At 46.9% G+C, this 25,487-nt stretch carries 24 protein-coding genes; 10 read left to right on the plus strand and 14 right to left on the minus strand.

Annotation, left to right across the window (positions count from 1 at the left end):
* The first annotated feature begins 21 nt into the window (after nt 1-21).
* Nucleotides 22-1,947 carry a (E)-4-hydroxy-3-methylbut-2-enyl-diphosphate synthase gene (gene ispG / locus HYX48_04815; GenBank protein ID MBI2743221.1) on the plus strand — a complete coding sequence of 642 codons (1,926 nt, stop codon included), beginning with the start codon at nt 22-24 and terminating at the stop codon, nt 1,945-1,947.
* Nucleotides 1,913-2,839 carry a hypothetical protein gene (locus tag HYX48_04820; protein MBI2743222.1) on the plus strand — a complete coding sequence of 309 codons (927 nt, stop codon included), beginning with the start codon at nt 1,913-1,915 and terminating at the stop codon, nt 2,837-2,839. Before ispG ends, HYX48_04820 begins: the two co-directional genes overlap by 35 nt.
* A 454-nt stretch (nt 2,840-3,293) precedes the next feature.
* Here the strand turns inward: HYX48_04820 and HYX48_04825 are convergent, their stop codons facing one another.
* From HYX48_04825 to HYX48_04835, 3 genes are all read right to left on the minus strand, one after another.
* The gene (locus HYX48_04825) at nt 3,294-4,649 is read right to left on the minus strand and encodes an amino acid permease (GenBank protein ID MBI2743223.1); all 1,356 of its coding nucleotides are present in this window, start codon (nt 4,647-4,649) and stop codon (nt 3,294-3,296) included.
* Nucleotides 4,650-5,562: 913 nt separating this feature from the next.
* Nucleotides 5,563-5,958 carry a hypothetical protein gene (locus HYX48_04830; protein MBI2743224.1) on the minus strand — a complete coding sequence of 132 codons (396 nt, stop codon included), beginning with the start codon at nt 5,956-5,958 and terminating at the stop codon, nt 5,563-5,565.
* A 110-nt stretch (nt 5,959-6,068) separates the two neighbouring features.
* Nucleotides 6,069-6,680 (minus strand): nitroreductase family protein, encoded by a 612-nt coding sequence (locus tag HYX48_04835; protein ID MBI2743225.1) that lies wholly within the window; start codon nt 6,678-6,680, stop codon nt 6,069-6,071.
* Nucleotides 6,681-6,733: 53 nt separating this feature from the next.
* Here HYX48_04835 and HYX48_04840 point away from each other — a divergent pair, with 53 nt between their 5' ends.
* On the plus strand, nt 6,734-7,438 hold the full coding sequence (locus tag HYX48_04840) for a histidine phosphatase family protein (protein ID MBI2743226.1): 705 nt from the start codon (nt 6,734-6,736) through the stop codon (nt 7,436-7,438).
* 1,045 nt (nt 7,439-8,483) lie between these two features.
* On the opposite strand, the gene HYX48_04845 is transcribed toward HYX48_04840, so the two are convergent.
* Nucleotides 8,484-9,620 carry a hypothetical protein gene (locus HYX48_04845; protein ID MBI2743227.1) on the minus strand — a complete coding sequence of 379 codons (1,137 nt, stop codon included), beginning with the start codon at nt 9,618-9,620 and terminating at the stop codon, nt 8,484-8,486.
* 146 nt (nt 9,621-9,766) lie between these two features.
* The gene (locus HYX48_04850) at nt 9,767-10,084 is read right to left on the minus strand and encodes a TMEM14 family protein (protein MBI2743228.1); all 318 of its coding nucleotides are present in this window, start codon (nt 10,082-10,084) and stop codon (nt 9,767-9,769) included.
* Nucleotides 10,085-10,150: 66 nt separating this feature from the next.
* On the opposite strand from HYX48_04850, the gene HYX48_04855 reads away from it, so the two are divergent.
* Complete coding sequence (locus HYX48_04855) at nt 10,151-11,113, plus strand: threonylcarbamoyl-AMP synthase (GenBank protein MBI2743229.1); 963 nt, start codon at nt 10,151-10,153, stop codon at nt 11,111-11,113.
* A gap of 11 nt (nt 11,114-11,124) precedes the next feature.
* Here the strand turns inward: HYX48_04855 and HYX48_04860 are convergent, their stop codons facing one another.
* From HYX48_04860 to HYX48_04885, 6 genes are read right to left on the minus strand one after another with little or no spacing between them, the layout of a single operon-like run.
* Nucleotides 11,125-12,318: a tyrosine transporter gene (locus tag HYX48_04860; GenBank protein MBI2743230.1), complete on the minus strand. Its 1,194-nt coding sequence runs from the start codon at nt 12,316-12,318 to the stop codon at nt 11,125-11,127.
* 39 nt (nt 12,319-12,357) lie between these two features.
* Nucleotides 12,358-13,173 carry a hypothetical protein gene (locus tag HYX48_04865; protein MBI2743231.1) on the minus strand — a complete coding sequence of 272 codons (816 nt, stop codon included), beginning with the start codon at nt 13,171-13,173 and terminating at the stop codon, nt 12,358-12,360.
* Entirely contained in the window at nt 13,174-13,494 is a 321-nt protein-coding gene (locus HYX48_04870) for a multidrug efflux SMR transporter (protein ID MBI2743232.1), read from the minus strand.
* 53 nt (nt 13,495-13,547) lie between these two features.
* Nucleotides 13,548-14,141 (minus strand): histidine phosphatase family protein, encoded by a 594-nt coding sequence (locus HYX48_04875; GenBank protein MBI2743233.1) that lies wholly within the window; start codon nt 14,139-14,141, stop codon nt 13,548-13,550.
* A complete protein-coding gene (locus HYX48_04880) occupies nt 14,131-15,030 on the minus strand; it encodes a hypothetical protein (protein MBI2743234.1) in 900 nt (299 codons plus the stop codon). The genes HYX48_04875 and HYX48_04880 overlap by 11 nt, the downstream gene beginning before the upstream one ends.
* Nucleotides 14,978-15,592, minus strand: a complete 615-nt coding sequence (locus tag HYX48_04885; GenBank protein MBI2743235.1) for an SET domain-containing protein — start codon at nt 15,590-15,592, stop codon at nt 14,978-14,980. Before HYX48_04885 ends, HYX48_04880 begins: the two co-directional genes overlap by 53 nt.
* Nucleotides 15,593-15,661: 69 nt before the next feature.
* Between HYX48_04885 and HYX48_04890 the strand changes: the two genes are divergently transcribed.
* Nucleotides 15,662-16,210 carry an SET domain-containing protein-lysine N-methyltransferase gene (locus tag HYX48_04890; protein ID MBI2743236.1) on the plus strand — a complete coding sequence of 183 codons (549 nt, stop codon included), beginning with the start codon at nt 15,662-15,664 and terminating at the stop codon, nt 16,208-16,210.
* Between the two features lie 636 nt (nt 16,211-16,846).
* Here the strand turns inward: HYX48_04890 and HYX48_04895 are convergent.
* On the minus strand, nt 16,847-17,464 hold the full coding sequence (locus HYX48_04895) for an FKBP-type peptidyl-prolyl cis-trans isomerase (GenBank protein MBI2743237.1): 618 nt from the start codon (nt 17,462-17,464) through the stop codon (nt 16,847-16,849).
* A 156-nt stretch (nt 17,465-17,620) separates the two neighbouring features.
* On the opposite strand from HYX48_04895, the gene HYX48_04900 reads away from it, so the two are divergent.
* Both HYX48_04900 and HYX48_04905 read left to right on the plus strand, forming a co-directional pair.
* Nucleotides 17,621-18,460 (plus strand): RluA family pseudouridine synthase, encoded by an 840-nt coding sequence (locus HYX48_04900; protein ID MBI2743238.1) that lies wholly within the window; start codon nt 17,621-17,623, stop codon nt 18,458-18,460.
* 97 nt (nt 18,461-18,557) lie between these two features.
* Nucleotides 18,558-19,043 (plus strand): hypothetical protein, encoded by a 486-nt coding sequence (locus tag HYX48_04905; protein ID MBI2743239.1) that lies wholly within the window; start codon nt 18,558-18,560, stop codon nt 19,041-19,043.
* A 63-nt stretch (nt 19,044-19,106) separates the two neighbouring features.
* Here HYX48_04905 and HYX48_04910 read toward each other — a convergent pair whose 3' ends face one another.
* Both HYX48_04910 and HYX48_04915 read right to left on the minus strand, forming a co-directional pair.
* Nucleotides 19,107-20,381 (minus strand): dicarboxylate/amino acid:cation symporter, encoded by a 1,275-nt coding sequence (locus HYX48_04910; protein ID MBI2743240.1) that lies wholly within the window; start codon nt 20,379-20,381, stop codon nt 19,107-19,109.
* 50 nt (nt 20,382-20,431) lie between these two features.
* Nucleotides 20,432-21,379 carry a hypothetical protein gene (locus HYX48_04915; protein ID MBI2743241.1) on the minus strand — a complete coding sequence of 316 codons (948 nt, stop codon included), beginning with the start codon at nt 21,377-21,379 and terminating at the stop codon, nt 20,432-20,434.
* Nucleotides 21,380-21,504: 125 nt separating this feature from the next.
* Here HYX48_04915 and HYX48_04920 point away from each other — a divergent pair, with 125 nt between their 5' ends.
* From HYX48_04920 to HYX48_04930, 3 genes are all read left to right on the plus strand, one after another.
* Nucleotides 21,505-23,037, plus strand: coding sequence for a hypothetical protein (locus tag HYX48_04920; protein ID MBI2743242.1), 1,533 nt, complete (start codon nt 21,505-21,507; stop codon nt 23,035-23,037).
* A 120-nt stretch (nt 23,038-23,157) separates the two neighbouring features.
* Nucleotides 23,158-24,999, plus strand: a complete 1,842-nt coding sequence (locus HYX48_04925) for a hypothetical protein (protein MBI2743243.1) — start codon at nt 23,158-23,160, stop codon at nt 24,997-24,999.
* Between the two features lie 159 nt (nt 25,000-25,158).
* On the plus strand, nt 25,159-25,425 hold the full coding sequence (locus tag HYX48_04930) for a hypothetical protein (GenBank protein MBI2743244.1): 267 nt from the start codon (nt 25,159-25,161) through the stop codon (nt 25,423-25,425).
* Nucleotides 25,426-25,487 lie beyond the last annotated feature (62 nt).

Here is a 25,487-nt window from a genome sequence, read left to right on the forward strand (position 1 = left end):
ATTTGGCTATGCTTGCCCAGCATGAAATACAATGAACACATTTTTGAAACAAAGCGCTGGAAGACGCGCGAAGTGAAGGTGGGAAAGGTTGGCGTGGGCGGCGATAATACGATTCGCCTCCAGTCGATGACCACTTCAAATACGCGCGATGTTGAAGCGACAGTTGAACAGATCATTCGCCTTGCAGATATCGGGTGCGAGATTGCGCGCGTAACTGTGCAGGGGATGAAAGAGGCCGACGCTTGCGAGGGGATTAAAAATGGCCTTCTAAAGCGCGGCTACGACATTCCGCTTGTTGCCGACATCCACTTCTATCCACCTGCCGCAATGCGTGTCGTCGACTTTGTCGATAAGGTGCGCATCAATCCTGGCAACTTTGTCGACAAGCGCGCCACTTTTAAAACTCTCGAGTATGACGACGCCTCCTATCGCGAAGAGATCGAAAAGATCCAAGAGGGCTTTCTTCCACTCGTTGAAAAGTGCAAACGCTTAAAACGCTCAATGCGCATCGGAACCAACCATGGTTCGCTCTCAGACCGCATCATGAATCGCTACGGAGATACCGCCTTTGGGATGGTAGAGTCGGCGCTGGAATTTACGCGCGTCTGCCGCATGGTGGACTATCATGAGATCATCTTTTCGATGAAGGCGAGCAACCCGCTTGTGATGATGCAGGCCTACCGCCTTCTCGCTGCGGAGATGATAAAACTAGGATGGGACTATCCTCTACATTTAGGAGTAACGGAGGCTGGAGAGGGTGAAGATGGCAGGGTGAAATCTGCAGTTGGCATTGGAGCTCTTCTTCTAGATGGGCTCGGCGATACGATCCGCGTCTCTCTAACCGAAGATCCTTGGGAAGAGATCGACCCTTGCAAACGGCTGAAAGGATTTTTTGAGCAGTACAGAGGCCAAGGTGTAGCTCCATTTGAAGAGAAGCACCGTACTGTGAAAAATATCGTTCGCCGCAAGACTCTTTTGCGCGAAGATGCTCCACTCCACCGCGACGGCACCGTTATCCTTAAAATGAGAGCGGAAGAGCTTCTTGCAAAAGAGCTCTTTACAGATCTAGCCTGCAAGGTGCAGCTCGGTCTTGTTACGCGGACGCTTGCCACTCCTGATGCGCTCTTGATAGACGAGCTTCCCGGAGATGAGAGGTATCTGCAAGTAGTTCAGAAGTTAAAAATGGCCGGCATCGGCATCCTCTCGCGCTCGAAGGGTATTCCTGGCGTACAGATAGTAGAAGATTTACAGAAAGCGGCTCCTGGTTCTGCTGTAATTGTGACTACAGACCGAGAAGAGGAGTGGGAGCGCCTGGTGCAACTAAAACCAGCTTTCATTCTTTTTGCACCGAAGCGCTCTCGGCTGCATGAGGGGAGAAGATTTTTTGAGTGGATGCAGGAGAAGGGGATTGAGACGCCCGTGCTACTCTACTTTTCTTATGATTGCGATCCACACGATCTTGTTATCCATGCTCCAGCAGAATGTGGAGCTCTTCTCGCAGATGGCCTTGGTGAGGGGATCGTATTAGATACACCGCATGAGAGTAGTTTCATCAGAGGTCTTAGCTTTAACATTCTTCAAGCTGTCAGAATGCGGACCTCTAAAACTGAGTTTATCTCTTGTCCGGGCTGCGGCCGCACCCTGTTTGAACTGCAAGCCGTGACAAAACGCATCCGCGAGAAGACCTCGCACCTTCCAGGCGTTAAGATCGCCATCATGGGGTGTATCGTCAATGGACCTGGAGAGATGGCGGACGCCGACTTTGGATATGTAGGATCCAAAAAAGGGAAGATCGATCTCTACGTAGGAAAGACCTGCGTTGAAAGAGATATCGACTTTGCAAACGCAGATGAGAGGCTCATCGATCTCATTAAAGCGCACGGAAGATGGGTAGAACCGGAGAGCACAACCAGTGAAGTTGAAACATCAGCAGCCAAAAACTTATAACCAGAAGTTCTTTTCTGGTGCTTTTTTTATCGTTGCAACAGGTCTAGTTTTCCATTTATATACCCACTATGGCCACTCCTATTCCGCTCAGGTGCAGAAGGGTTCTCAGATCTCACTTGCTGAGATCTGCCAGCATCAGATGCCTCTGGCAGCAGATCTTACTGCCTATGATTTCCTCGAAAAGACGAAAGAGATGACGCTGGCTGGCAGATCCAATGCTAAGCCTGAAATCCTCTCTCTCATCGACGAGGTTCAGAAGACGGGATTTGTAATGAGGAGAGGCAAAGACGCAGATGTCAGGCCTCCGTTTGTCGGGGCTCAGGCTGAGATTGAACGCGTTCTATCCTACTTGTTCGATCAGAAAGAGATCATTCATCTTGTGGGAGTGATCCACACGCCCATGCCCGCTACACCGCTCTGTACAGCTGGCGAGATCTCCTCTTCTCTTGTCGCTCCTTCACTAGAGGGGGATGAGAAGAGGCTCTACACCGTGAAGGAGCGCCCTGGGATCATTCGCGACTATCTCAGCAAAGGTGGAATCCTCTACATCGTCTATCCCGAAGGCGGGCGTGAGAAGAGAAGTTTAGATCAGCTTAAGATCTACGACGCTGAAAGAGCAAAATATCCCCACACCCTTATCGACCAGGCTCTCAGCTGCTCTCAAATGGACAAAGAGATGGTTGGCGCCACCTACTTTTTCAAAACAGCGAGAAGTGGCTGGTTCTCTTTTTCAATCATGTCTACTCAAGCTAATGCTCCTACAGACGACATCCCCTGGGCGATCTGGTTTGGAAGTCTAAAGCACCCCAAGGTGCGTGAACGCGCTGAAAGCCTGCTCAGCTACCTCTCGACAGAGGATGGCCCCGATATCTCCTCCCAGCTCTTCAACTGATTAACAGAATAGAGGCTTCTTTTTTGGAGTGCGGCGACTCGGCGCCGCTTTTTCTTAAAATCGACTTGTCGATTTTTTTAGCAGGTAAGAGAGATCGCCAGGTCGATCCCGAGAAAAGCGGCGCCGAGTCGCCGCACTCCAAAAAAGAAACTCTTTCCCCTGAGTAAAATATTTAAGTTATTGAGGTAGAGCAGGTTGTGGATTTGGGGGCTGTTCAAATAAATAGTATAATGTTATATTAAAGGTAGAGAGGGGTAGGACCCCTCGAGAGAAGCTGTCTTCCGAGGCCCGTGAGGCGCCAAGGAGTTCTCAAGGTACCAAGGCCTCTAATAGAGGAAAAGGGATTTAGGGTGTAGCGTAATTGGCAGCCCTTCATCCATCAGTTTGAGAAAAAGATAGCTTCAGACCCTCCAGCCAGTAAGATGGCGGAGGGTTTTTTTATGCCCAGAAAAACCTAACCTTTACGCACCCAGTGAGGCTTGCGGAACTGGTAGATGATCAGGGGAATAGCGATCATGACCAGAAGTCCTACGATAAGAAAGCCCTCATAAAAGAAGAGGCTTCCCACATCTAGCTGAGAGGGTGGCACGAATGCGAGGAAGATCGCAAAGAGGCTAGCGAGAATTCCAATCGAGGCAAAAAACCACATTCCCTTTGTTTTCCATGGAATTTCGTAGACCCGCGGAACGTGCGGCTTAGAGTAGCGCAAGCGGATAGCTGCGATAAACATCAGCACATACATCACCAGATAGCTTTGCGCGCTGAGAGCGCTGAGCAGCCAGTAGGAGCTGCTAAGCGAAGGCATAAACAAAAAGGCGCAAGAGGTGATGCTGACGATGATCGCCTGAAATAGAAGGAGGTGAGTCGGAGTTCCATGGCTGTTTTGATTCTGAAAGAAGGGAGGTAGATTTCCGTGTATGGAGGTTGCATGAAGTCCTTTTACCGGGCCTACTATCCATGAGTTTACCTCCGCTATAGCTCCGAGAATTAGAAGAGCGCCAATACCAGGAAGGATCCATCCGAGTTTATACGACTCGAAGAAGACCTTAAATGCATCCATAAGCCCTGCTACAAGACTAATCTGCTCCTTTGGGATTACTGTTGCGATTGCAAGAGAGCCCAGTAGAAAGAGAGCAAAAGTAATAATAGCAGAGAGGAGGATAGCGCGAGGGTAGTTTTTTTGAGGTTTTTCTACCTCACCCGCAAAAGCTGCGGTCACTTCAAGTCCCGCAAAAGCAAGAAAAAGCCCTGCAAGAAAGACGAGATTTCCGAGACTAGAGAGGTCGGGAATAAGAGATTCAGCATTGAATTTGATCTGTGCTGGCTGATCACCCATCAGCCAGGTTAATCCAAGGCCGATGATGAAAATTCCAGGTGCAATCGTGCCGAGGATTACGCCAAGAGTGCTAAAAAGACTCGATGTGCGTATTCCGAGATAGTTTAGTAGAGTCATTCCCCAGAAACATCCAAGTATTACTGAGAGGACGTATACTTTATTGTGAGCGAGTGAGGGGCTGACAATATAGGCAAATGTAGCAGCGACGAAGGAGAGGATAACCGGATACCATGCGACGTTGTGCACCCACTGCATCCAGATTCCAAAAAAGCCCCAGCGGTCGCCTAATGCTTCTCTAATCCATATGTAGATACCGCCGCTTTTAGGCCAGCCAGTTGCAAGTTCTGCAGAGACAAGCGCGCAGGGAACTAAAAAGAAGAGAGCGACAACTGCGAAGAAGAAGATAATGCTCAGACCATATTCTGCAACGAGAGGCAGATTTCTAAGGCTGGCCATAATAGAGACGTTTAGCATTGCCAGTACGAAGACACTTACAACGCGTCTCTTATTGGATTTTGCAGGTTCGTGCATAGCTTTCTCCTGTTCTTTATGGTCTTTGTAATGAACTGAGAGAAAGATGTGAAGATATTTCTTAAGTCTTTTAAAATTAGCTAGATGAGCATAAGTATTAAAAAATACTTTAATTTTTTCAGCAAAAGAGTAGAGTGGGGACGAAGGCGGTAGTAGCCTTTTAACAGAACATCAGGAGAACCATGAAACAGAACAAGAATCCTCAGCAGCCTGCACAGCCTGCTCCTAAGCAGCCAATGCAACAGCAACAACAGCAACAGCAGAAAGGCCAGCCATGGCAGAAGCAGCAACCTCAGAATCCAGAAAGAAAACGCTAGACTCTAGTTGTTGAAATATTAAAGCGAGCAGATCTTCTGCTCGCTTTTTCTTTTGTAATTTCATCAAATAAATCCCGTTTTAAGTTCGAAAGTTCAATAATTCAAAAAGTTTTTTACTTAAAAATAAAAAATTTTTTTCAGTTTGAAATAGTGTAAAAAACCCCTCCACAATGCATATAAGCAGGAATTTTGATTTTTTAAAAAACTCTAAAAATTATAAACAAATAAAAAATATTTTATTTTTAATTCGTCTATTTGTATATTGAAGGTATGAGAAGGAAATGACTTTTAGGGTTGTATCCTAAATTAAATGTCTCCTCTCATCTATGATAACAAGGAGAAAAGTCATGGCAAAAAGAAAAGCTTCTAAGAAAACAGCTCGCAAATCTTCTGCTAAGAAGAGAGCTCCAGCTCGTCGCAAGACTTCTGCTCGCAGAAAGTCTTCTGCACGTAAGTAATTGACCCTGAGAGCTTAAACGCTAGTTTAAGCTTCATTGATTTCAAGGTGTCGAGCAGGTCCAGGGCCTGCTCGATTTTTTTTATACAGGTGAGTGATAATTTAGGTAATCTATCATCACTTGCTCCGACTGTTGGCTAGCAGTTGAATAGTCAGTATTAGCCTTGTCTTTGTTACCAGCTCGGGCATCATCAATGACATTAGCTACTAAATTTGAAAAAGCTGACATGTCATTATTAGTCTGTGTCCAGAAAGGATCAGTAAGAGGGGGAAGGGCCCCATCCGCAATCGCTTTCGATTGATCACTGCTGAACTGAGCGTAAGTCGAATTATACTTAGCGATATCCAGGTTTATTGCCGTCTGGTTTCCTGTGTCATTTGCAATTTGCTGCGCGATCTTTTCTAACTGGTCCTGGTCGTTCAGTATGTTTTGAATATCTGGATTTACGCCGCCAAGATACGAAGATCTGATTTCCATGTAATTCCTTATAGTTGTATTATCTCAATTTTAATTATATATAATATAAAGATTAATCTCAACTAATTAGTTGAGATTAATCATGGTGTAACGTGCTGTTTGTTAGGGAGTTAGGAGGAGAAGCGGAACTTTCCTTCTAAGATTCTCTCTTTGAATGGCTTACGCGGCCCTGGCGCCTCGCGCTCTTGAAGCGCGGGAGGGAGCTTCTCTTTAGGCGCACGCTTGCCGATGGCTAACATAGCTAACACTTCAAAGCCGGCTGGCACTTCTAGGTCTTTTCTGGCCTTTTCATAGTCGAAACCCTCCATGCCATGTGTAACTAGGCCGCGGCTTGTACCCTCAAGTGCAAGGCTCATCCAAGCAGCCCCTGCATCGAAGCTATGAGTCACTGAAGGCTTATTATTGTGCTCGAAGTTGACTCTCGAGATAACAACCACGAGAGCTGCCGCGTTTTTAGTCCACGATTTGTTGAAGTCCCCTAGGATGTTGTAGAAGAGCTCCCAGGATGGAGTGTTGCGCTTAGCGTATAGGAAACGCCAGGGCTGATTATTGTAAGAAGAGGGGGCCCAGCGCGCAGCTTCAAAGAGAGGCAGTAGCTCTTCATCACTGAGCTCTTCACCAGTCATTGATCTTGGCGACCAGCGGTTCTGAATCAGAGGATCTATAGGGTAATCGGTCTTACGGTTTGCTAAAATCTCAGGACTCAGTTTATCTCTATTCATAATTACCCCACTTTCTTATATACTTCGTTAAAGTTACAAAATTTTTTTAAAGAATGAAAGAAGAAAAAAAACAAGCAACTCTCTATCTCGTAAGACATGGCGAAACGGATTGGAATGCTGAAGGCAGAATTCAAGGCCGCGTCGACCGCCACCTAAATGAGAAGGGGAGGCAGCAAGCTCGCCAGGTTGGAGAGCTTTTATCTAGCATGCGCGCAGATGCGATCTACGCATCGACTCTTAGCCGCGCTCGCCAGACGGCTGAGATCATCGCCTCCTTTCAAAACTGCTCCCTTGCATACGACCCCGATCTTCAAGAGGCGGCCTACGGCTCTCTTGAAGGGATGCTCACGACTGAGTTTAGAGCTCACTTCAAAGAGGCCCTCGAAAAGAGCCAGGCTCTCCACGCAGATCACTTTCACCATTTTAAGGTGGTACCTGACGCTGAAAGCCGCGCTGAAATTCTCAAGCGCGTGCTTCCTTCGCTTCAGCGCATCGCGCTGGCGCATCCGGGTCAGACTGTTTTTGTGGTAACTCACGGGTTTGTTATGCGAGCGATCGCGGGGCATCTCTACAAAATAGATGACCGAGAGATCCATGTGCCAAACTTGGGAATTATGGTGCTAGAAGGGTCGTCTCAGCTGCGCGCAAGTAGCTCAGCTTCGATCGATCTCGGAGCATTTTCAGTGCAATCGAGTGCGTCTACGACCCAAGCAGCAGGTGGAAACGCTGCTCTCCAATCGAAATCCCACCCTGCGTGATCCAATACTCCTCTTCCAAAGAAGTAGCTGATCGTGCTCATCGCTCCACCGACTGCGAGAAGCAGGATGGGGATAAGCGCCGGGCAGGCGATCATCGAAAGGATAAAACCAGCTGCTGAAATTGCCAGCGTTAAGATGCCCACAATGTGGATGATCAGCTCTTTTTTGCCTTGATCTTTTACCATCTGGACAAGGGCTCTAGCTTCAAGGACATTTGCTTCATAGACTGCGCGATAAGAGCCATCATCTAAATCGGGAGGATTACGTAGTGCACCCAGGAGGCGGTTCACGCTCGCTTGTACAGCACCTCCGCACCAGGGCCTTACACGCCTTTCGAGATTGGTGCGCTTAACGTCCAGCAGGCTCTCCTGCATCTTAAGTCTCTCTTCATCCCAGCGGTCGCCATCAAACTTGCTTCTTACGATGCCCTCAATTCTCTCTACCTCACTCTGATTAAGAGAGAAGTAGTTGGCATGTAGATACTCGAGACTGCGCGCTAGATCTTGATCTGTTTCTGTGCTTAAGTTCTCAATCAGGACGATTGAACGAACGACGCAAATTATCTCGTAGATTCCCTCGATAATGCAGATCACGAGTCCGAAGATGAGAGTGGGAATTGCGCGTATGATCGGTTCTAAAATACCAGTGAGGGAGGCGTGGATCTCGCTGCCAAGCTGGACAAGTAGGGTAAGGGTAGCACTAATCGCATGCACAATGGAAAGCGGCATCGAGGCAAGACGCAGGCTACTATCTATCTGTCCCTCTCTATCTCCAGTTGCAATTGCAAGCATCCACCCGTTGAATGTATCCATAAACATCATGGGAACCCAGATGATGTTTAAACATCCCGGAGTGTTTGTCCATGGAAAGGGCTTACCCTCAGCAGGTTGCAATAGAGGCATGGCCTCATGAGGCTGTATGAGCTCTAGGGAAGGAGGGGGGCTAATAGATCTAACTGAGTGTGTTGTCATGTAAAATTTTTGCTTTTAATAGGGTAATTATACCTATATAAGTTTTTGAAAACAATATAGTTATAATTTTAATATTAAACTTTTACGGGTAGGAGTTCAATTTCTTGAGTAGGGGAGGGGGGCTTGGAGGTGATGTTTCCAATAAGCTCGTAAAGTGGTCCGAAAGAACTCTTCCATGAGAATGACCAGTCTTTTTCATCGATAATCCCTTGACCGTAGAAGAAGCCTACGATTCCAATAACTCCTCCTGCAATAAGCAGTATAAGAGGAACAATGAATGGGCAGGCGATAATGCTACAAGCAAAACCAACTCCTGAGAGAGCAAGGGCGGTAACCCCAATGACATGCACAAGCATGTTCTTTTTTCCTTGCATGTCTATCATTTTAATGAGTTGAACAGCCTCTGCGCGTGCCTGCATGCGCTTTGCAAAACTTGTGGTTTTGCTGCCTAAGACTTCAATTAAAGGCTCAAGTTCAACGCTGAGTTTCTCTGCGCACCAGGGCCTGACGCGTCTTTCGAGATTCACACGTTTTACACCCAGAAGATTAGCTGCAAATTCAACCTCTTTCTGTCTCTGTGCTTCTTCTGTCATTTTGGAAAAGTTTGTCTGCACGAAAACACGAATTTTCCCTTCTTCTGCAGGCGTTAAAGCGAGGTACTTCTGGTCGAAATAGGAGAGGGTGGCAATAAGCTGCTGATCTTGCTGGTTCTCCTCTCTATTGGCAAAATTAACTACTTTTCGCGCGCGTTTTATCCAAACAGATTCATAGCCTGTTTCGATAAGACAGAGCCCTAAACCAAAAAGAAGAGTTGGAGTGGTAAGAAGGTCTGTAAAAGGTTTCATTAGACCTGCAAAAGAGATCTCAAGGGCAAGTCCAATCTGTACGCATATGCTGAATAGTGCCGAGGCAGCATGCATGAGAGAGAGAGGCATCCCTGCCATCCGTAGCTGAGCATCGAACTGTCCCTCGTCATCGCCAGTGACCTTAGCCTTCGTCCAGGCGAGAATAGTTGTGATGATATCAATAGGAGTGAAGATGATATTGCTCATCGCAGGGAGGTGAATACGCCCGGCTTCATAATGGCGTACTCTTAAAGCTTTTCTGCAAGGTAGCTCATCAGGAGATGGCTGCATCTCCAGAAATGGATCGCTGCTCATTTCTGCCGTGTGCATGTAGCTCTGGGTCGTGTGGGTGAGTCTAATGCTCATAAATAACTATTTTTTAATTAATAGAACTATTTTAAAGGATTAAATAATTTATAAAAATATAGAGAATATTTTATTTTGTATTAAAACATAAAAAACAGCGTAATAATTTATTTAATTACGCTGTTTGGAAGAATTAAAAATATTTTTTATCTCTTAGATTCGCTCTTTTTGGTCTGTAGAACAAAGAAGAGTAAGACCCCTAAACTGATCAGGCTTAGCAGTCCAGAAGGGAGAAATTTGTGTGTTTGAGCGTAACGATAGGAGAAAAAAGCGTCCAAAAGAAGGATAAGAGCGATTGCGATCCAGGTGGCCGCCTTCTTTTTCTTATATAAAGCAAAGGCGCTGCCAAGGAGCATAAGCCCAAATCCGCACCCCATAATTAAAGAGAGTTTACTGCCAGCAGAGGCGTAGCCGACAATTCCCCCTGCAATGATCAAAATCGCATAAACTATAAGAATAAACATAATACGCTCACTTGACTGTGAAAAGAGGCCAGTATAGGCTTTTACCTAATTTATTCTCAAAATTAAATGATTACACTCCTTCTATCCCCAGATCAGGTTGAGGTTGCTGCCTCTCTATTAAAAGAGGAAGAGATCGTGGCTTTTCCTACTGAGACGGTCTATGGTCTCGGAGCAAGGATCTATTCTGAAGATGCTTTGAAAAAGATCTTCGCAGCAAAAAATAGGCCGGCTGATAACCCTCTAATCATTCACGTGGCGTCGCTGCAGCAGATCGAGGAGATTGCAGAGGAGATCCCTCAGATTTTTTACCGTCTTGCAGAGGCTTTTTTTCCAGGTCCACTTACTGTGATTTTAAAGAAGAGGAGACACCTCTCTTCCATTTTATCTGCAGGCCTCGAGACTATTGCCATTCGCATGCCTTCGCATCCTATCGCTAAAGCGCTGATCGAAATGGTGGGAGAGCCTATTGCGGCCCCCTCTGCAAATCTATCGGGTAGACCAAGTGCGACCTCACACCTACACGTCTTAGAAGATTTCGAGGGGAGAATTGCTGCAGTTATCAATGGAGGGAGTTCAGATCTGGGGATCGAATCCACAGTAGTCAATCTTGTTTCCGAGGGGCCGCTGCTGATGCGACCAGGTTCGATCACAAGGGAGGAGATTGAGAGAGTTCTTGAAATGCCAGTAGAGCTCTGCTTGCATATTAAAAATGGCAAAACTCCCTCTCCGGGCATGAAGTATAGACACTACGCTCCAAAGGCACCCATCCACCTATACACGTCGGAGAAAGATATCCAGGAGCATCTAGCCAGTGCGCCCGCAAAAAAACGCATGTTACTTGCACGCAATAGAGTTGATGAGACAAAAAATCTTCCATTCTTTCCGCTTACAGCAAAAGCTCTTTACGAGACGCTGCGCCTTTCTGATCGCGAGGGCTATCAGGAGATTCTCGTCTATTGCGACAAGGAGATTCAGAGCAGCGCAGGCCTCATGAATCGCCTCCACCATGCCACTCTCCAAGACAAATAAGCCTTATTTTTTTAGATGCCTTGCAGGGTGATTACAAGTTCGATCGCGATGAAGAGCATCATGAAGCAGAGCAGGGCTTTTCCGCCTGGTAGCTGCTGCTGTTTCAGAGAGAGTTTCTGTTTATATCTTCCATTCCAGACCATCATGATAGGCAGAGCTCCAAGGAGAAGCGCCACTCCAATGCCGCCTGCGTAGTTTAGCGCCTGAAGAAAGATCGAGGGGTCTACGAGAGCGATCAAGGTTGGCAAGATAAAGATAATTGCACAGATTCCAACCTTATTCCATCCCTTGTTGGGCACTTTTAATCCATCTGCAAGAAAGTCTACAAATGCAATGGCAATGCCCATGTAGGAGGTAGTAAGGACGAAAAAGGCGAAGGCCTGTCCGATGGTGATCAGTGTGGGATTTTTAACAAATGCGCCAAGGGGATGGACGGCATTCTGTCCGAGTGCTAGTGCTTCTTTCAAGCCTCCAGGGCCTTCAAGAGGGATGATTCCCAGGATTAACATCTCCCAGATAACGTAGATCAAGAAGGGGAGAGAAGAGCCTACGATAATCGCCCATCGCACTTTCTTGATATCGCGATCCATGTATGTAACAAGAGTAGGAATAAGACTCTGATAGCCAAACGCTGTGAAAACAATGGGAAGCGCGCCCCAGGCTTTGCCCCAATTCATCGGCATTAACTTCTCCATTTCCACATGAGAAAGAGAGGTTCCCACAAAGATTAAGAAGGTGAGAATGGCGCCTGCCATAAGTAGAAGGTTTAATCGATCGACCCACCGAGTGCCTAAATAGACCACAGGAGAAAAGAGGATGAGATAGAGGATGATGCTCTTCCAAGAGGTGATGGAGTTGGCAGAGAGTTGAGTAAGAACGCTTCCTCCACCCGCAAGGTGAGCGACCATTAGGCAGAAGAAGAGAAAGAGGTAGAGAATCCAGCAGGCGACTTTACCGCCGCGTCCTAAAAGATGGTGAGAGAGGGTGATGAGATTGGCATCTTTTGGCATCCAGATACACGCTTCAAGGATGAGAAGGCCGGTTCCAAGCATGAAGAGCCAGCAGATGAGGTAGATAAAAAGCGAGGGAAGAAAGCCCCCTGCTGCAGTGGCAACTGGAAGGGCGAGCATTCCAACTCCCAAACTGGTTCCAGTAACTAGAAGGGTTCCGCCAAAGAGATGTCCGAAGGATTTGATGACTTGCATATCAATTTTTCCGTGTTAGTAAGATAACTATATTGGCTCCTAATCAGAAAACGCAAGGGAAGAAAGCCCTGAGGCGTTGAGAGTAAGGAGGAACGAGCCGTGAAATGGCATCCCTTTCTTATCGATAAGGGGGAAGTAGGTCGATTCAATTGTAGCGCTTTTTATCCAGAACGAGCTCGCCTTCTCAAAGAAGAGCTCCTCCCAAAACTTTTCAACAAATGCAGGAAGCTTGCGAGCGTGAGAAAAGGAGAGGGGTTGAGCAGAGTGAGGCAGCAGTTCGATTCTTTCAGGGGTTAGGTAGCTGCTGTGTAGGAGCTCTATCCGGCAGAGAGTGTGGACGCCAAAAAAAGAGAGCAGTGGCTTAACGCGAAGGGTTCTTGCGCGCACACCCATGAGGTCTCCATGCACCGAGCTTTCTAGAATCAGCTCTCCCTTAGTGGAGTGGAGTTTTACGAGATAGCCCGAAGAGGAGTGGATCCCGGGAATGGTCACACGAGCAAGCGGCTGATCTTCTTGCACGGAGATAAAACCTTTAAATGCCAGGATAAGGAATAAGAAAAGAAGAAAGATAAGAAGTCCCAAGCTTTTTAGAAAAGGGTGGCGCGGGCCCCGTTTTAATCGGAGAAAAAGAAGGGGGGCTGTAATTGCAGAAACCGTTAGAAAAAAAATAGTTTTCTCTGGCCAGAGTTTCTGAAAGAGGTCTTCAGAAAGAAGTAGAAGAGAGCAGAGGACAAAGAAGAGAAAGAAGCCGCACTGGGTGAGGCAAGCGAGCCAGCCGCGTCTTTCAAATATCGCTAAAAGAAGCGCTCGCAGCGCGAGCACAAGCGCAATGGAGAAGCAGATAAATGTGAGCATCTATTCAATATGTGCGAGTTTAAGTCCAATGATCCCAACGATGATTAGGAAGATCGAGATTAGACGCACAATGTGATAGGAGTCTCCAAAAAAGACGATTCCGCAAATGACAGTCCCAGCAGCGCCAATTCCCGCCCACACAGCGTAGGCTGTACCGATGGGAATTGTCTTCATTGCTTGAGAGACGGAAAAGAAGCTGAGCACGATGAAGATGACGGTAATCATGCTTGGAACGAGTTTGCTAAATCCCTGGCTATATTTTAGCGCGATGGTAAAGCAGATTTCAAAAAAGCCAGCGAGAAGAAGAAACATCCAAGCGATCGACATAATCTAGCTCCAGTAGTTAAGAATGTATCTACAAAGGCAGACACCCTCTAAAGCGTTAAAAATACGCTTACGTTCCATAATAGAATGACAGGCTCTTTTCTTTCATAGCCTAAAATTGAAATCGATGCTGGTGCAAGAGAAAAAGATCTTCCCTCGCATGCAGAAAGGTTAAGAAATCGCGCTGCAAGCACACGTAAAAAGTGGCCATGCGAAAAGAGTGCAACATCGCCTGAACACTCATCTATCTTTTTCAGAAATCGATCTGCCCGTGCACCAATTTGTGCAAAGGTCTCGCCGTGCGGAGCTCCATCTTTAAAGAGCTCCCAGTCGGGCTTCGTCTGATGAATCTCATCTGTAGTGAGCCCTTCATAGTCTCCATAGTTCCACTCGACGAGATCTGAATCGATCTCTGCCCTGTTTTCAAAGCCGGCAAGCTTGCATGTTTCTAGAGCCCTCTTAAGCGGGCTTACGTAGATGTTGGAAAAGACGATGGGCTGCAAGTGTCTTTTTAATGCTGCAGCTTCCCGTTTTCCATTCTCATTCAAGGGGATATCCGCAGTAGATCCGGTGTGTTGTCCCGTCTGCGTCCATTCAGTCTCCCCGTGCCTTATGAGATAGATCCTCTTTCCGTTAGTTTCCACGATATTTTCCAGGTTTAGAGCCGAGTTCGGTATAGAGGCAGCGCGCTAAATTGTCAATAAAGAGTGAGCAGCCGAGGGCACTCTCATCCTTAACTCGGGCCCTGTTTCCAACGCACTCCAGATCGAAATCAGTCGGCATGTAGGTTCTGAAAACGAGGTCGAAGTAGTTGACGAAGGGCTGATTTGCTAAAATCAAGCAGCTTCCAGCTTCTGGATTAAATCTCATCCATGCATTGATCGTATCTAGTGTTGTAGGCCTTTTTTCACGCATGGGGACATCGACGAGAAGAACCGGGATGGATCTTAGCAGGTTTGGAAGATCGGCATTTGAAAAGAGGTGCATCAACATCTGTGTTTCAGTTTCTATTCCTTCGATATGCCCTTCGGTTTTAGAGTCCAGAGGTCTCTGTCCTGTTAATACAACGATCTGGTCAAATCTCACACCTCGATTCCACTCTTTAATCAAACACTCTATTCGCTCCTGCATCCGCATCGTATAGCCGCCAAGCAGCAGCGCGTATTTATAGTGAGATCGCGATGCTGAAACCTCATCGATGTATCCAAGTTTTTTGAGAAGAGGAATAGCTGCGTCGAGTTTGTCTGGGTAACGAACCTCAAATTCCCAGCGCTCTTTTCCGGCTTGGTACCAGAGTTTCTGTGTCGCTTCCACAATTGAGGAGAGCGTTCCGTCATGCTTTACATCAAATAGCTCAAGCAGCTCTAAAAGAGGCTTTGTTGGGTGGCCGCTTATGTCGACTAGCAGCAGGCTTTTTTGTATCGGCATTTCTGCTCCTGTTAATGGGCTTACTATCACAACTCCTATAATCAAGAAAAGGTTACAGATGAGCAGGGGGAGAGCGAACATACCAGTAGCTAGTGCCATAGTCATAGGTTAACTGAACTCCTTTGGGGATCGGGTGAATCGCCACTAAGATCACATGATAAGTGCCATCGATGAAGGCGTAAATGGGTTTGGTATTAGGTGCAGAGCTGTGGTTGACAAAGCGGATCAGATTACCAGAGGTTGCATCAATTGTATAATCCCTTCCAATCGGGTCTGGAACCGGGTAGCGAAAAAGGTAGTTATTGATCGAGGTGTGATCATCGTTTTTTCTCACAAGGCCAGTATATTCGCCGACAAAAGCCCCTTCTTCTAAACCCTCTTCGGCAAAGAGCCCCCAGCCAACCTGGTCTGAACACCAGCGTACAGAGGCGCTAGGAAGATAGCCGCTCTTGATCTCGTTTTTGTAACGCACTCCATTTGCGATATGAGCATCCAGCACCTCTTTGCGCGCGTGTTTCTGAATGCCCTTTTCCAATAGATTCTCCCCTTTAGCAAAAGCCAGATGAGAAAGGTAGTGGAAGTTTAAAAGCAACTCGAGTTCACTAAGGGAAAGGTAAGTTGCAGAGGAGGCCTCCTTTTGCCAGACAGTAAATTTAGAGATACTCATTGCATTAAGATCCTGCATCCAACTGAGAGTGAGGTTAAGGTTTACCAGCCCTTCGAATTTGAGAAGGCTATGAACCTCTCATTCCTTCCGAATCTAGCATTTCCCGAGGCGAAAGTCTTCGATAAAGTTGTAAAACTATGCAAGAAAGCAGATCAAAAGGGGGCGATTGAACGGCGCCAGAGATGGCTCGGCGCCCTCTTCGCCGATGATATCGAACGGGGCGCTCACAACGACTTCGTTATTCGGTGGATTGATGGCAAGGTCGGGTATGGTGTCTTTGCAACGAAGGATATGGCCCCTTTTGCCTTTGTCGGGGAGTATACAGGCGAAGTGAGAAAGCGCGTCAGAGATGATAAGAGAAACAGCTACTGTTTTACCTATCTAATCGGCGACGAGAAGAAGAGCTCTTACATCATCGACGCTGAAAAAAAGGGGAATATCACCCGCTTTATCAATCACAGCGATACACCCAATCTCGAGCCTATCTCCGTCTTCTCAGGCGGAGTGATGCACGTAATCCTCCTAACCCGCACCTGGATACAAAAAGGCCAGCAGCTCACATACGACTACGGCGAAGACTACTGGAAGAAGAGGGAGAAGCCTCTTCTTTTTCAATAAGATTTAATTAAAGTTGCTTCTTAGCAGAATAGACATGTCGGGTAGGCCAGGGGAAAGCTTCGCTTTCTCTCGGGGCCTCCCTGCGACCCTCTTGCGCTTCACCTCGCTTTGCCAAACCGTGTGCTCGAAAACAGAGTGGGCCCTTGCCCTACCCTGCACGCCTGGCCGGCTTTTCTGCGCTACGATTTTGCTGTGCGATCTGAAGCGAAGGCCTGCGCCTTACTGCGTGGCGCAGAAGTGATGCGGCTTCGCCGCAATGAAGAGAGAGATTGAAGAGGGAAGTTCTTGCTCTCTCAATTGCACCTGCGACTGGACGCGAAAGGGGCCCCGCACCCGAGACGTTAGTCCGGCGGGGTATGAGCGCCTCGAGCAGCCGATGGCCGCTAGGGCAAAGAGCAATTGCGTCGAAGTTGCGAAGAGCAGTGCTCCGCACGGCGAGCAACCCGAGACGCGATAGCTCACGTCAGTGAGCGGTGATCAAAGCCATAGTTAGGCTCAAGGGGGCAGCTGGGGGTCCCCGAGCGAAAGCGAAGCTTTCACCTGGACCTCCGACATGTCTATCTGGGCTGTTGAATAAAACGTAATGGAAATTTTGCGGAGTAAAAGAGGAGGGGAGGCCCCTCCTCTTCAGTTAGGTTATGGGTTGATGGAGAGGAGCTCCATGTCGAAGATGAGAGCTACGTTGGGCTCGATCTCGGGTCCAAAGCCCATTTCGCCGTAGGCGAGATAGGAAGGGATAAATATCCTCCACTGATCGCCCACTTTCATCTTCTGGAGAGCTTCCGCCCAACCTGGAATGACGCGGTTGACCGGAAATGTTTGAGGCTTCTCGCGCTGATAGGTGCTTTCGAACTCTTTTCCGTCGATGAAGTAGCCTCTGTAGTGAACGTTTACTACGTCGAGTAGAGTTGGAGATGCGCCGCTTCCGCTTTTTAACACTTTGTATTGCAATCCGCTTGGAAGGGTAACGATTCCCTCATGCTTCTTGTTCTGCTCTAGGAATTTTTCACTCTTGCTCTTGTTCTCTTGTGCGAGCTTTGAGAGGAACTGCTTCTGCTGAGTCTCCACTTGCTGGCGGATCGCGGTTAATACCGCTGTGATCTCATCGCCTGTGAGCTTTGGCTGAGATTGGGTGAATCCATCTTGTAGACCCTCTGCGAGAAGGTTAACGTCCATCTCTTTAAACTGCTGACGCAGCTGTTTGCCGGTTTCAAGTCCGATGCAATAGCTTGCTTTTTCTCTGCTGTCTTTCATAAATTCCTCCGGGATTTAAAGGTTACAGATATAAATGAATTGAGGTGAGCTAGTCTACAAAAAAATTTCTTAGGCGAATTTATCTTAAGATGTTGATTGTAAGCTCTTTCAAGTTGGTAGCAATTAAGGCGGAGTTCATGGTAGAATTTCGGCTCTATGAAAATCACAATCACAGAAGAGATCTCCCTTCTGGAGCTCCTCAAAAAACAGTTTCCCGACAGCTCTAACAACACCCTTAAGTCCTGGGTGGAAAAAGAGCGCATCACCGTGGATGGAAGAGTTGCAAAAAAGAGCAATCAGATCGTGCGGGTAGGGGAGACGGTAGAGATGGGACAGAAGGCTCATTTTATCAACTACGATGTCCGTATTTTTCATGAGGATGCTCACCTAGTTGTAATCTATAAGCCCGAAGGCCTTTTAAGCGTAGATACAGACACCGATGCTACCATCAGTGCCCATGAGATTTTAAAAAGACGCGCACCAAGCCCAAAAGTCTACCCCGTCCAGCGCCTCGATCGCGAAACCTCCGGAATCATGGTCTTTGCTTACACGGAAGCCGCAAGGGATGGGCTTAAGAAGCAGTTCGAGGAGCACTCGATCGAACGCGAGTATAGCGCGATCATCGAGGGTACTCTGGCAGAAAAGAAGGGCGTGTGGAAGAGCTACCTCAAGGAAGATAGCAACTTCTTCGTTAGAAGCACGCACTCGGAAGATGAGGGAAAACTTAGCGTAACCCACTACGAAGTGGTGCAAGAGGCAAAAGGGCGTAGCCTCATGCGTTTTCGCTTGGAAACGGGGCGAAAGAACCAGATCCGCGTTCACTGCAAAGAGGCGGGGCACCCCATTGCGGGGGACAAGAAGTATGGGGCAACGACCAACCCCGCAAAAAGGCTCTGTCTCCATGCCTGCAAACTAGGCTTTATCCACCCTATTACCAAACAGTCTCACAGCTTCTCAATCCCTCTCCCAGACGCTTTCTTTAAGCTTTTTAAGTAGTTAATAATTAACAGCTTAATGTATCAAAATATTTATTGAATCTTTATATAATAAAGTATATAATAAATATTATAATAACGTAGGAGTGTATAATAATATGGTAACCAGAACCCCCCATGAATCTTCGATCCATGTGCCTTATTCCAAATTTTCCCCATTCTATGGGCAGGATCCGATCCAGAATGATCCCTATCCGATTTCCCCAGTGATTCAAGCGATCTACAATGACATCACGGCGATAGAGAAAGTTCTAAATCAGATACCAGATAACTACAAAAACGACCCGAACTGGTATGATCACTTCTTTAGTCCCCAAGGTCTTGGAACGCAGCTTAAAAACCTTGAAATTAAGCTTGTGACAGATGTAACTAACGCATGGTATTCCACTCCAGCTCCATGGAACTTCGCGAAGGAGAACCAGCTCATGACAGATTTGCAAATGACAGCAGCAGGAGGCCTACAAGCCTTTGTTGATGCCACTAATGCTATTCACAATGTGAAGAGTCAAGATGATATGAATAAAGCGGTAGCTGCTCTTCAGGCAGATCTTGATCAGTTCACTGCTGACTTAATGAACCCTTAAGATTTTAACAAAGGGTTTTTTAGAGGTAAACGCCATGTGCAAAACACATGGCGTTTTTTTATTCTAAGAAAACTTCTTTTTGGTGAGGATCTTCTCGCCTTCAGAGCGGGCTACGAGCGCTGCGCAGCAGCTGTCGCTGAAGACGTTGACGGTAGTGCGGCACATGTCTAAGAGTCTGTCTACTGCGATGAAGAGGCCTATCGCTTCTGCTGGAAGGCCTAGAGCCTTTAAAATCACAATCACTGCAACGAGGCTTCCAGCGGGGATTCCCGCTACACCCATCGAGGTGATGAGGGCGAGGGAGACGACGATAAACTGGGTTGCTATCGAGATCTCAATGCCATAGACCTGAGCCACAAACATCGCAGCGACGCACTCGTAGAGGGCCGAGCCTGCGAGGTTTAGTGAGATACCAAGCGGCAACACAAGGCTGCAGATCTTGTTTGAGATGCCCGCGCGCTTCTCTGCGCAATCAAGTGTTACAGGAAGAGAGGCTGATGATGAGCTAGTTGAAAAAGCAGTAACTAGCGCTGGAGCCATGGCGCGGAAGTGAGAGAGGGGGCTTACTCTTCCGATAAACTTTAGCACAAGTGGAAGCACGACAAACATGAAGAAGCCGAGCGCTAGCACGACTGTAACGAAGAAAAGTGTCAGCGACTTCAGTGATTCTAACCCCGTGGTGGCAAACACCTTCGCGACCAGGCAGAAGACTCCAAAAGGAAGGACCTTCATCACAAGATGTGTGACGTAGATCATCGCTTGGAAAACACCCTGCCAGAAGCTGAGTAGTGTTGTGGCGTGCGCATCGATTTTTGAAAGCGCATAGCCGAATAAGATTGAGAAGAAGATGATGCCAAGCATGTTACTCTTGCCAAATGCATCGACGATATTGGAGGGGATGATCTGATGGAAAATATCAACGACAGTGTTGACTTTTCCAGCAGCGAGATGCGCGTTGCTTGTCGAGTATTCAAGCGCCTGTTTTGCCATAGCCTCTGAGAGGCCATCTGTGCCCGGCTTAATCATATTCACGAAGAGAAGCCCAGTTAAAACAGCGAGAAAAGTTGTCGAGACGTAGAAGCCAAATGTCTTCAAGCCCAGCCTTCCAAATGTCTTGTCGCTTCCCATCCGAGCAATGCCGCTGATGATCGATGAGGCAACGAGTGGCACAACGATAAGAGTAAGAGCCTTGATAAAGAGCGTTCCGAAGAGATCGTACATCGAATAGAAAGAGATGCCAAAAACACCAGCTGTGGTGCCGGTTAAGGGGCCGATGATCATTCCCAGAGCAATTGCAGCAAATACAACCCACGGTGTTTTTTTCGTCTTTTTAGTCATGCCTCTACCTTTCATGTGTAAAAGCGCATTCTTATAGATCTAGGAAAATTTTACGAGGAAAAAAGATTTCGGATAAAGGTGGCCCTGTTTCCGTTGAGAAGTTCGGGCTTATTGTAGTAGTCGAGGTAGCGTGAGACCTGTGAAGGCATCCCGCTGCCTTCAAACTTGATCACCCCAGAGTTGAAATCCACTAAGTAGCCTAATTCAGGCCCCTCTTTTAAGTAGCCCATTCGATGGAAGTGAAACCAGATCTCATAAACTCCCGGCTCTAAACTACCGATGACTCGAGTCAGATTAGAGCGATCCGTTAAAGGGGCAGAAGGTGGATGTGAGGGTGACTGATCTACGTCGGGCCTATTCATACCCAATAGGTTCTTTTCTGGGTAATAGAGCGCATGTAGGGATGAAGGCTGGCTTTGGGCTCCCGGATAGAAGCTCTTTGCTACACAGCGCAAACAGCGATCCGTACCCGAAATTCGATCCTTCGTCTGAGAGTAGAGATGCCAGAACCAGGTGTTAAGGCCTTTGCAGACCCCCTCCGGTGAGTAGAATCTAATCTCCCTCTGATCTTTCACAACCTGTTGCATCCGCTCGTCCAGAGAAGGGGAGGGGAGGGTGAGAGGAGGCTGCAGGTAGACATCGCTTGCAGATAGGGCGTACATGTTGTAGAGGGGAGCGATCATCTTAGACCCATATCCGATCACCGCTGTGAGTTCGATGAGGCCGCTAAGCGCATGCTTCGAGAGGATCTCGCACTGGATCGATAGAGAGCTTGCCTGGACGCTTGAGAGAATCAGCGAAATGCAGTAGAGGAATAGCGCCAAAATCAGAGCAAGTGGGGTGGTAATCACGAGCCGGGTTACATTCCAGAAGCCAGCCAAATTATTTGGCTCGTCGCTCTCAGCAGATCGAAGGATCTCTTCAACCTCCCGCTCCGCGCTTAAAAAGGCCTTCATCCTATCAAAAGAATGAATCGTATCCAGTGTGAATGTGCTCATTGAGAGCTATTTTCCTCTATAGCAGCGATTTTCTAAAAGCGCTTTCCCTCGACGCGAATTAAAGTTTTTACTATTTGATTTTTGTCGAAAAATTTGTAAGATCAATCGCATTGAGGAGGTGCGCAATGAAAATAAAAGTCGTTTCCCAGCCCAGCAGCCATGAGTCAAGAGGAGATCGTGAGGAGCCTGTAGGTTTGGCTCTTCTTCCTTATTTAACTATTAAAGCTATTTCAATTTTTGCTTGTGGCCGTGAAAACCAGGGTTCAACCTTCGAACGAGAGTACCGGCTATTAAGAAGGGTGTGTAGATCCTTTCGAGATGCGTTAACCGATTCGCTTCTGAGAGATAGGCTGCAAGAGCTGTTTATTAGAAGAACATTTCCCTCTCTGCGCGGAGATAGACTTCTCTACAAAGCTACGCAAGCAACTATGCTTGAAGTGCTCGAATCAGGAGAATTTTCTGTAGTAGAGAGAGTAGATCTTTTCGAAAGAGGAAAGCATACACGTCCTGTTGGAGATGAGGGCCTTTTTGCTACATTAACTAAAGGTCAAGGACGTCATGACAAAAATGAACAGTGGGATGTGCGAGAATTTCATAAAGGAGAAAAACAGTTCTCTTTTACTAGTTCATCTGTTTTTCGCGAAAGAACACAAGTTCTCGATAGAAGATTCTTTCGAACTGCAGGAGAGCGTGAGCTTGCGATTGAAGTCCGAGATCTAACGAATTCCAGGTCCCAATTCCAAGTGCTTGGAAAAATATCACGCCACTATAGCCTGGAGAGTTTCGCAGTCTCCAATTTTTTTTTAGCTTATGGAAAGTTCTATGAGGATCAAAAGATTCAAGGAAAATATCCAATAAAGATAAATGTAACAAGTCTGCACTCGGGAAAAACGAGAGCATTGGAAGGTTTTGATGATGCTCCTTACGAGTCTCTCGGATCTTCAATATATCAACATCAACTCTTTCTAAATCTCTGCTACGAAGAAGCTCACCTAGACAAGTATGGAATTGTACAATCTAGAGAGAAGAAGAGAGGATTTACACGCGTATTTGACCTTCGCAGCGATCCAAAATCTATGCCAAACGTCGTTATTCCGAGGACCACTTGTGGAAATATGGCCAGAGTAAAAATAGAAGGTGTGAAGGAGGGGGTTTTAATCCGCACAACACTCTGGGGTGCCGACGGAAAAATGGCTGGAGAGGCGTTGCAGATATTTGATCCGGTAAGCTTTAAGCTTCTAAGAAGTTTTCCAATCGAACCACATGATAATTTTGATCCAGTTTGGGATAAACACTGGAATTCCTTAAATGGATCAAACCTCCTCCTTGTAGGGGAGAGAGCTCTGGTGCTAGGTCCTAAGACGGTTTCTCTTTACAATTTGGATAATGGAAAGCGCCAGGTAATCCTTGAGGCTGGTAGTCGAGGATCCTACATAGGTTTTCAGATTCATGATGCTGTATTAAGGGTCCATAGACACAACTGTGCACCTCTAGATATAAAGTTGAATCCCTCTGCTTCCGAACGGCAACTGATACGCGCAGCCCGTCAGGCTCAGCTTGATCTAGAGCGCAGAAGGTCCAGAATGCCGGCTTTTTCTGTCGAACAAGGAAGGCCACCTGCCGGTCCGCCCCCTTCAACAAAGTGCATAGTTTCATGACATCTTTACGCTTTTCCTGAGCGTGTAGTAAAAAATTTACTATTTAGTTATTCTGGGGAAATTAGATATTTAGCAATTAGCCGCTTTTTGATAAAATACTTGCACTACTAAAGGTGTGCAATGTCCGTAAAAGCAGTTTCCAAGCCTATCACTTCTGAGTCAAAAGGGGAGCGCGCAGCGCCGACAGCTTTTGCTCGACTTCCTGATTCGATCATAGAAATGATTTCAATTTTTGCCTGCGGCCGTGAGAACCAGAGTTCGACTTTCGAAAGGGAGTATCGATTACTGCGAAGAGTGAGTAGGTGCTTTCGAGATGCATTGAATGATGAACATCTAAGTAACTGTAAGCTCGAGCTGTACATCCGAAGAACCTTTCCCTCCCTGCACGGAGATAGAGCGCTCTACGCAGCTGCGCAAACCAACATGCTCGCAGTGCTCGAATCGCGAGAGTTTTGTGCAGTGGAAAAAGCAGTATTTTCTGCGGATGGAACTCCTCGTTATGCTGGACATCCATGTTACATCGGAGATGAGGACTTTTGTGCCGCCAGAACATCAGGTTGGAGTCATAACACGACTTCAGGCTGGAGCGTACTAGGGTTTTGTAATGAAGAGAGTCGATTTGATTTCAGCAGTTCATGTTTTTTTGATAATAAAACACAAATTCTCGACAGGAGATTGATTGAGACGGATGGAAAGAACTTGCATTGGATTAGAGTTCGAGATCTAGCGCTTTCTGAATCCCAGGGTAGAACGCTTGGGAAGATAACGCGTGACGCTCGTGAAACATTCGCGGTTTCTGATTTTTTTCTAGCTTACGGGAACTTCAAATGGGGGTTTAATGTAGTGGGGCTCTGTTCTGGAACGACTAAAAAGTTTGGTGAACTTGATCCGGAATGTTCTATGGAGGGGTCTTCTATATATGAGCATCGACTCTTTCTAAATCTCTGTGGCGGTTATGACTCATCTAAATTCAGATATACACGAAGATTTACACGAGTAGTTGACCTCTCTAGCGATCCTAAAGTCATGAGATCAACCATTATTCCCCAGACCCAATGTGGAAATATGCTCAGGGTAAAAGAGGGGATGTTAATGCGCGCAACGCTTTTTGATTCTGATGGTAACGCAACAAAAGAGGTGCTGCAGATACTTGATGCAAGCTTTAACTTGATACGGAATTTAACGATCCACCCGCGCGACGAGCTTGGAAATCACTGGAACTCTAGAAATGGATCAAATTTGCGTCTTGTAGGAGAGAGAGCCCTGGTGCTAGGTTCTAAAGCGGTGTCGCTTTACTCCCTTGATAAGGGAGAGAGAGTGGAGATCTTTGTAGCAGCTGAAGGCGACTCCTTTGCCGACTTTCAGATTTTCGATGGGATCTTAAGAATCTATAGAAGCAAACCAACAGCTGGAAGAGAAGTGCGTACACCTATAGACATCAAGTTAAATCTCACCGCCTCCGAACGAGAGTCAATACGAAAAGCGCAGCAGCAGGCTCTACTTGAAAAAGAAGAGAAACTCTCTGCCTCCGAGCGGGAATCGATGCGAAGAGCGCAGCAGCGGGCTCTACTTGAAAAAGAACAAAAAGAGGCCGAATCTCGCAGACAAGCTTCTCCTATCGAACGCAAAGAGACCCCTGCTCGCTCACTAGAGCCCGCAGCGGACCAGCCAGTTGCAAGACTTCCTGCTGCTCCATCTGAGCCGCTTCCTGCGCTTCCAGCCCTCGAGACAGCTGCGCCCGCCTCTCCGCCTCGTTTGCCTTTAGCTTCTAATGTTTCTCTTCCTGCCTTGGATCTGCCCCCAGCTAGATCTGCTCCTATTAACTCCCAGCCTCAACCTCCTGCAGCGCCTCCCACTCCTCCAGCTCAGCCGCTACCAGCGCCGCAGCAGAGCTTCTGGGATAGCGCCCTCGAATGCCTCACAACCCTCTTCAACTGGATCCGAGACCTCCTGGGCGGATAGCCTCTCTTTTTTGGAGTGCGCGCGACTTGTCGCCGCTTTTCTCTGCATCGACCTGGCGATGCACTCAAATTAATCATATAATTAAATGATCTGTGTTAATAATGTTTAATTATGATAATTTGAAATTATCAGTATTTCTAATATAAAAATGGTGTGCATGTGATAGAAGGTCGTGGTATTGCGGGATACTCTTGGATCCAGGATCTGCGCTATGATGACTACTACTATCTAAAAGATTTTGAGCATCTCGTTGTCATGAGAGTGCAGGATTCTGGTTCAAAGCTGCACTGGGAGGCTATTGTCTATGCCGATGAGACTTGTAGCAAAATCACTGGTAGACAAGAGTTTAAGACCAGAGATGAGGCGCAAGAGTGTCTGGAAAGAATTGTAGAAATTTCTTTAAAAAACCGAAAGAAATCTGCCTAGGTTCTTTTGTTTTTACTAATTGAATAATAGCTCCATTTTGTTTATGCTTTTCGCAATTAAAC

The sequence above is a fragment of the Chlamydiales bacterium genome (assembly GCA_016185065.1).
Lineage (GTDB): Bacteria > Chlamydiota > Chlamydiia > Chlamydiales > Rhabdochlamydiaceae.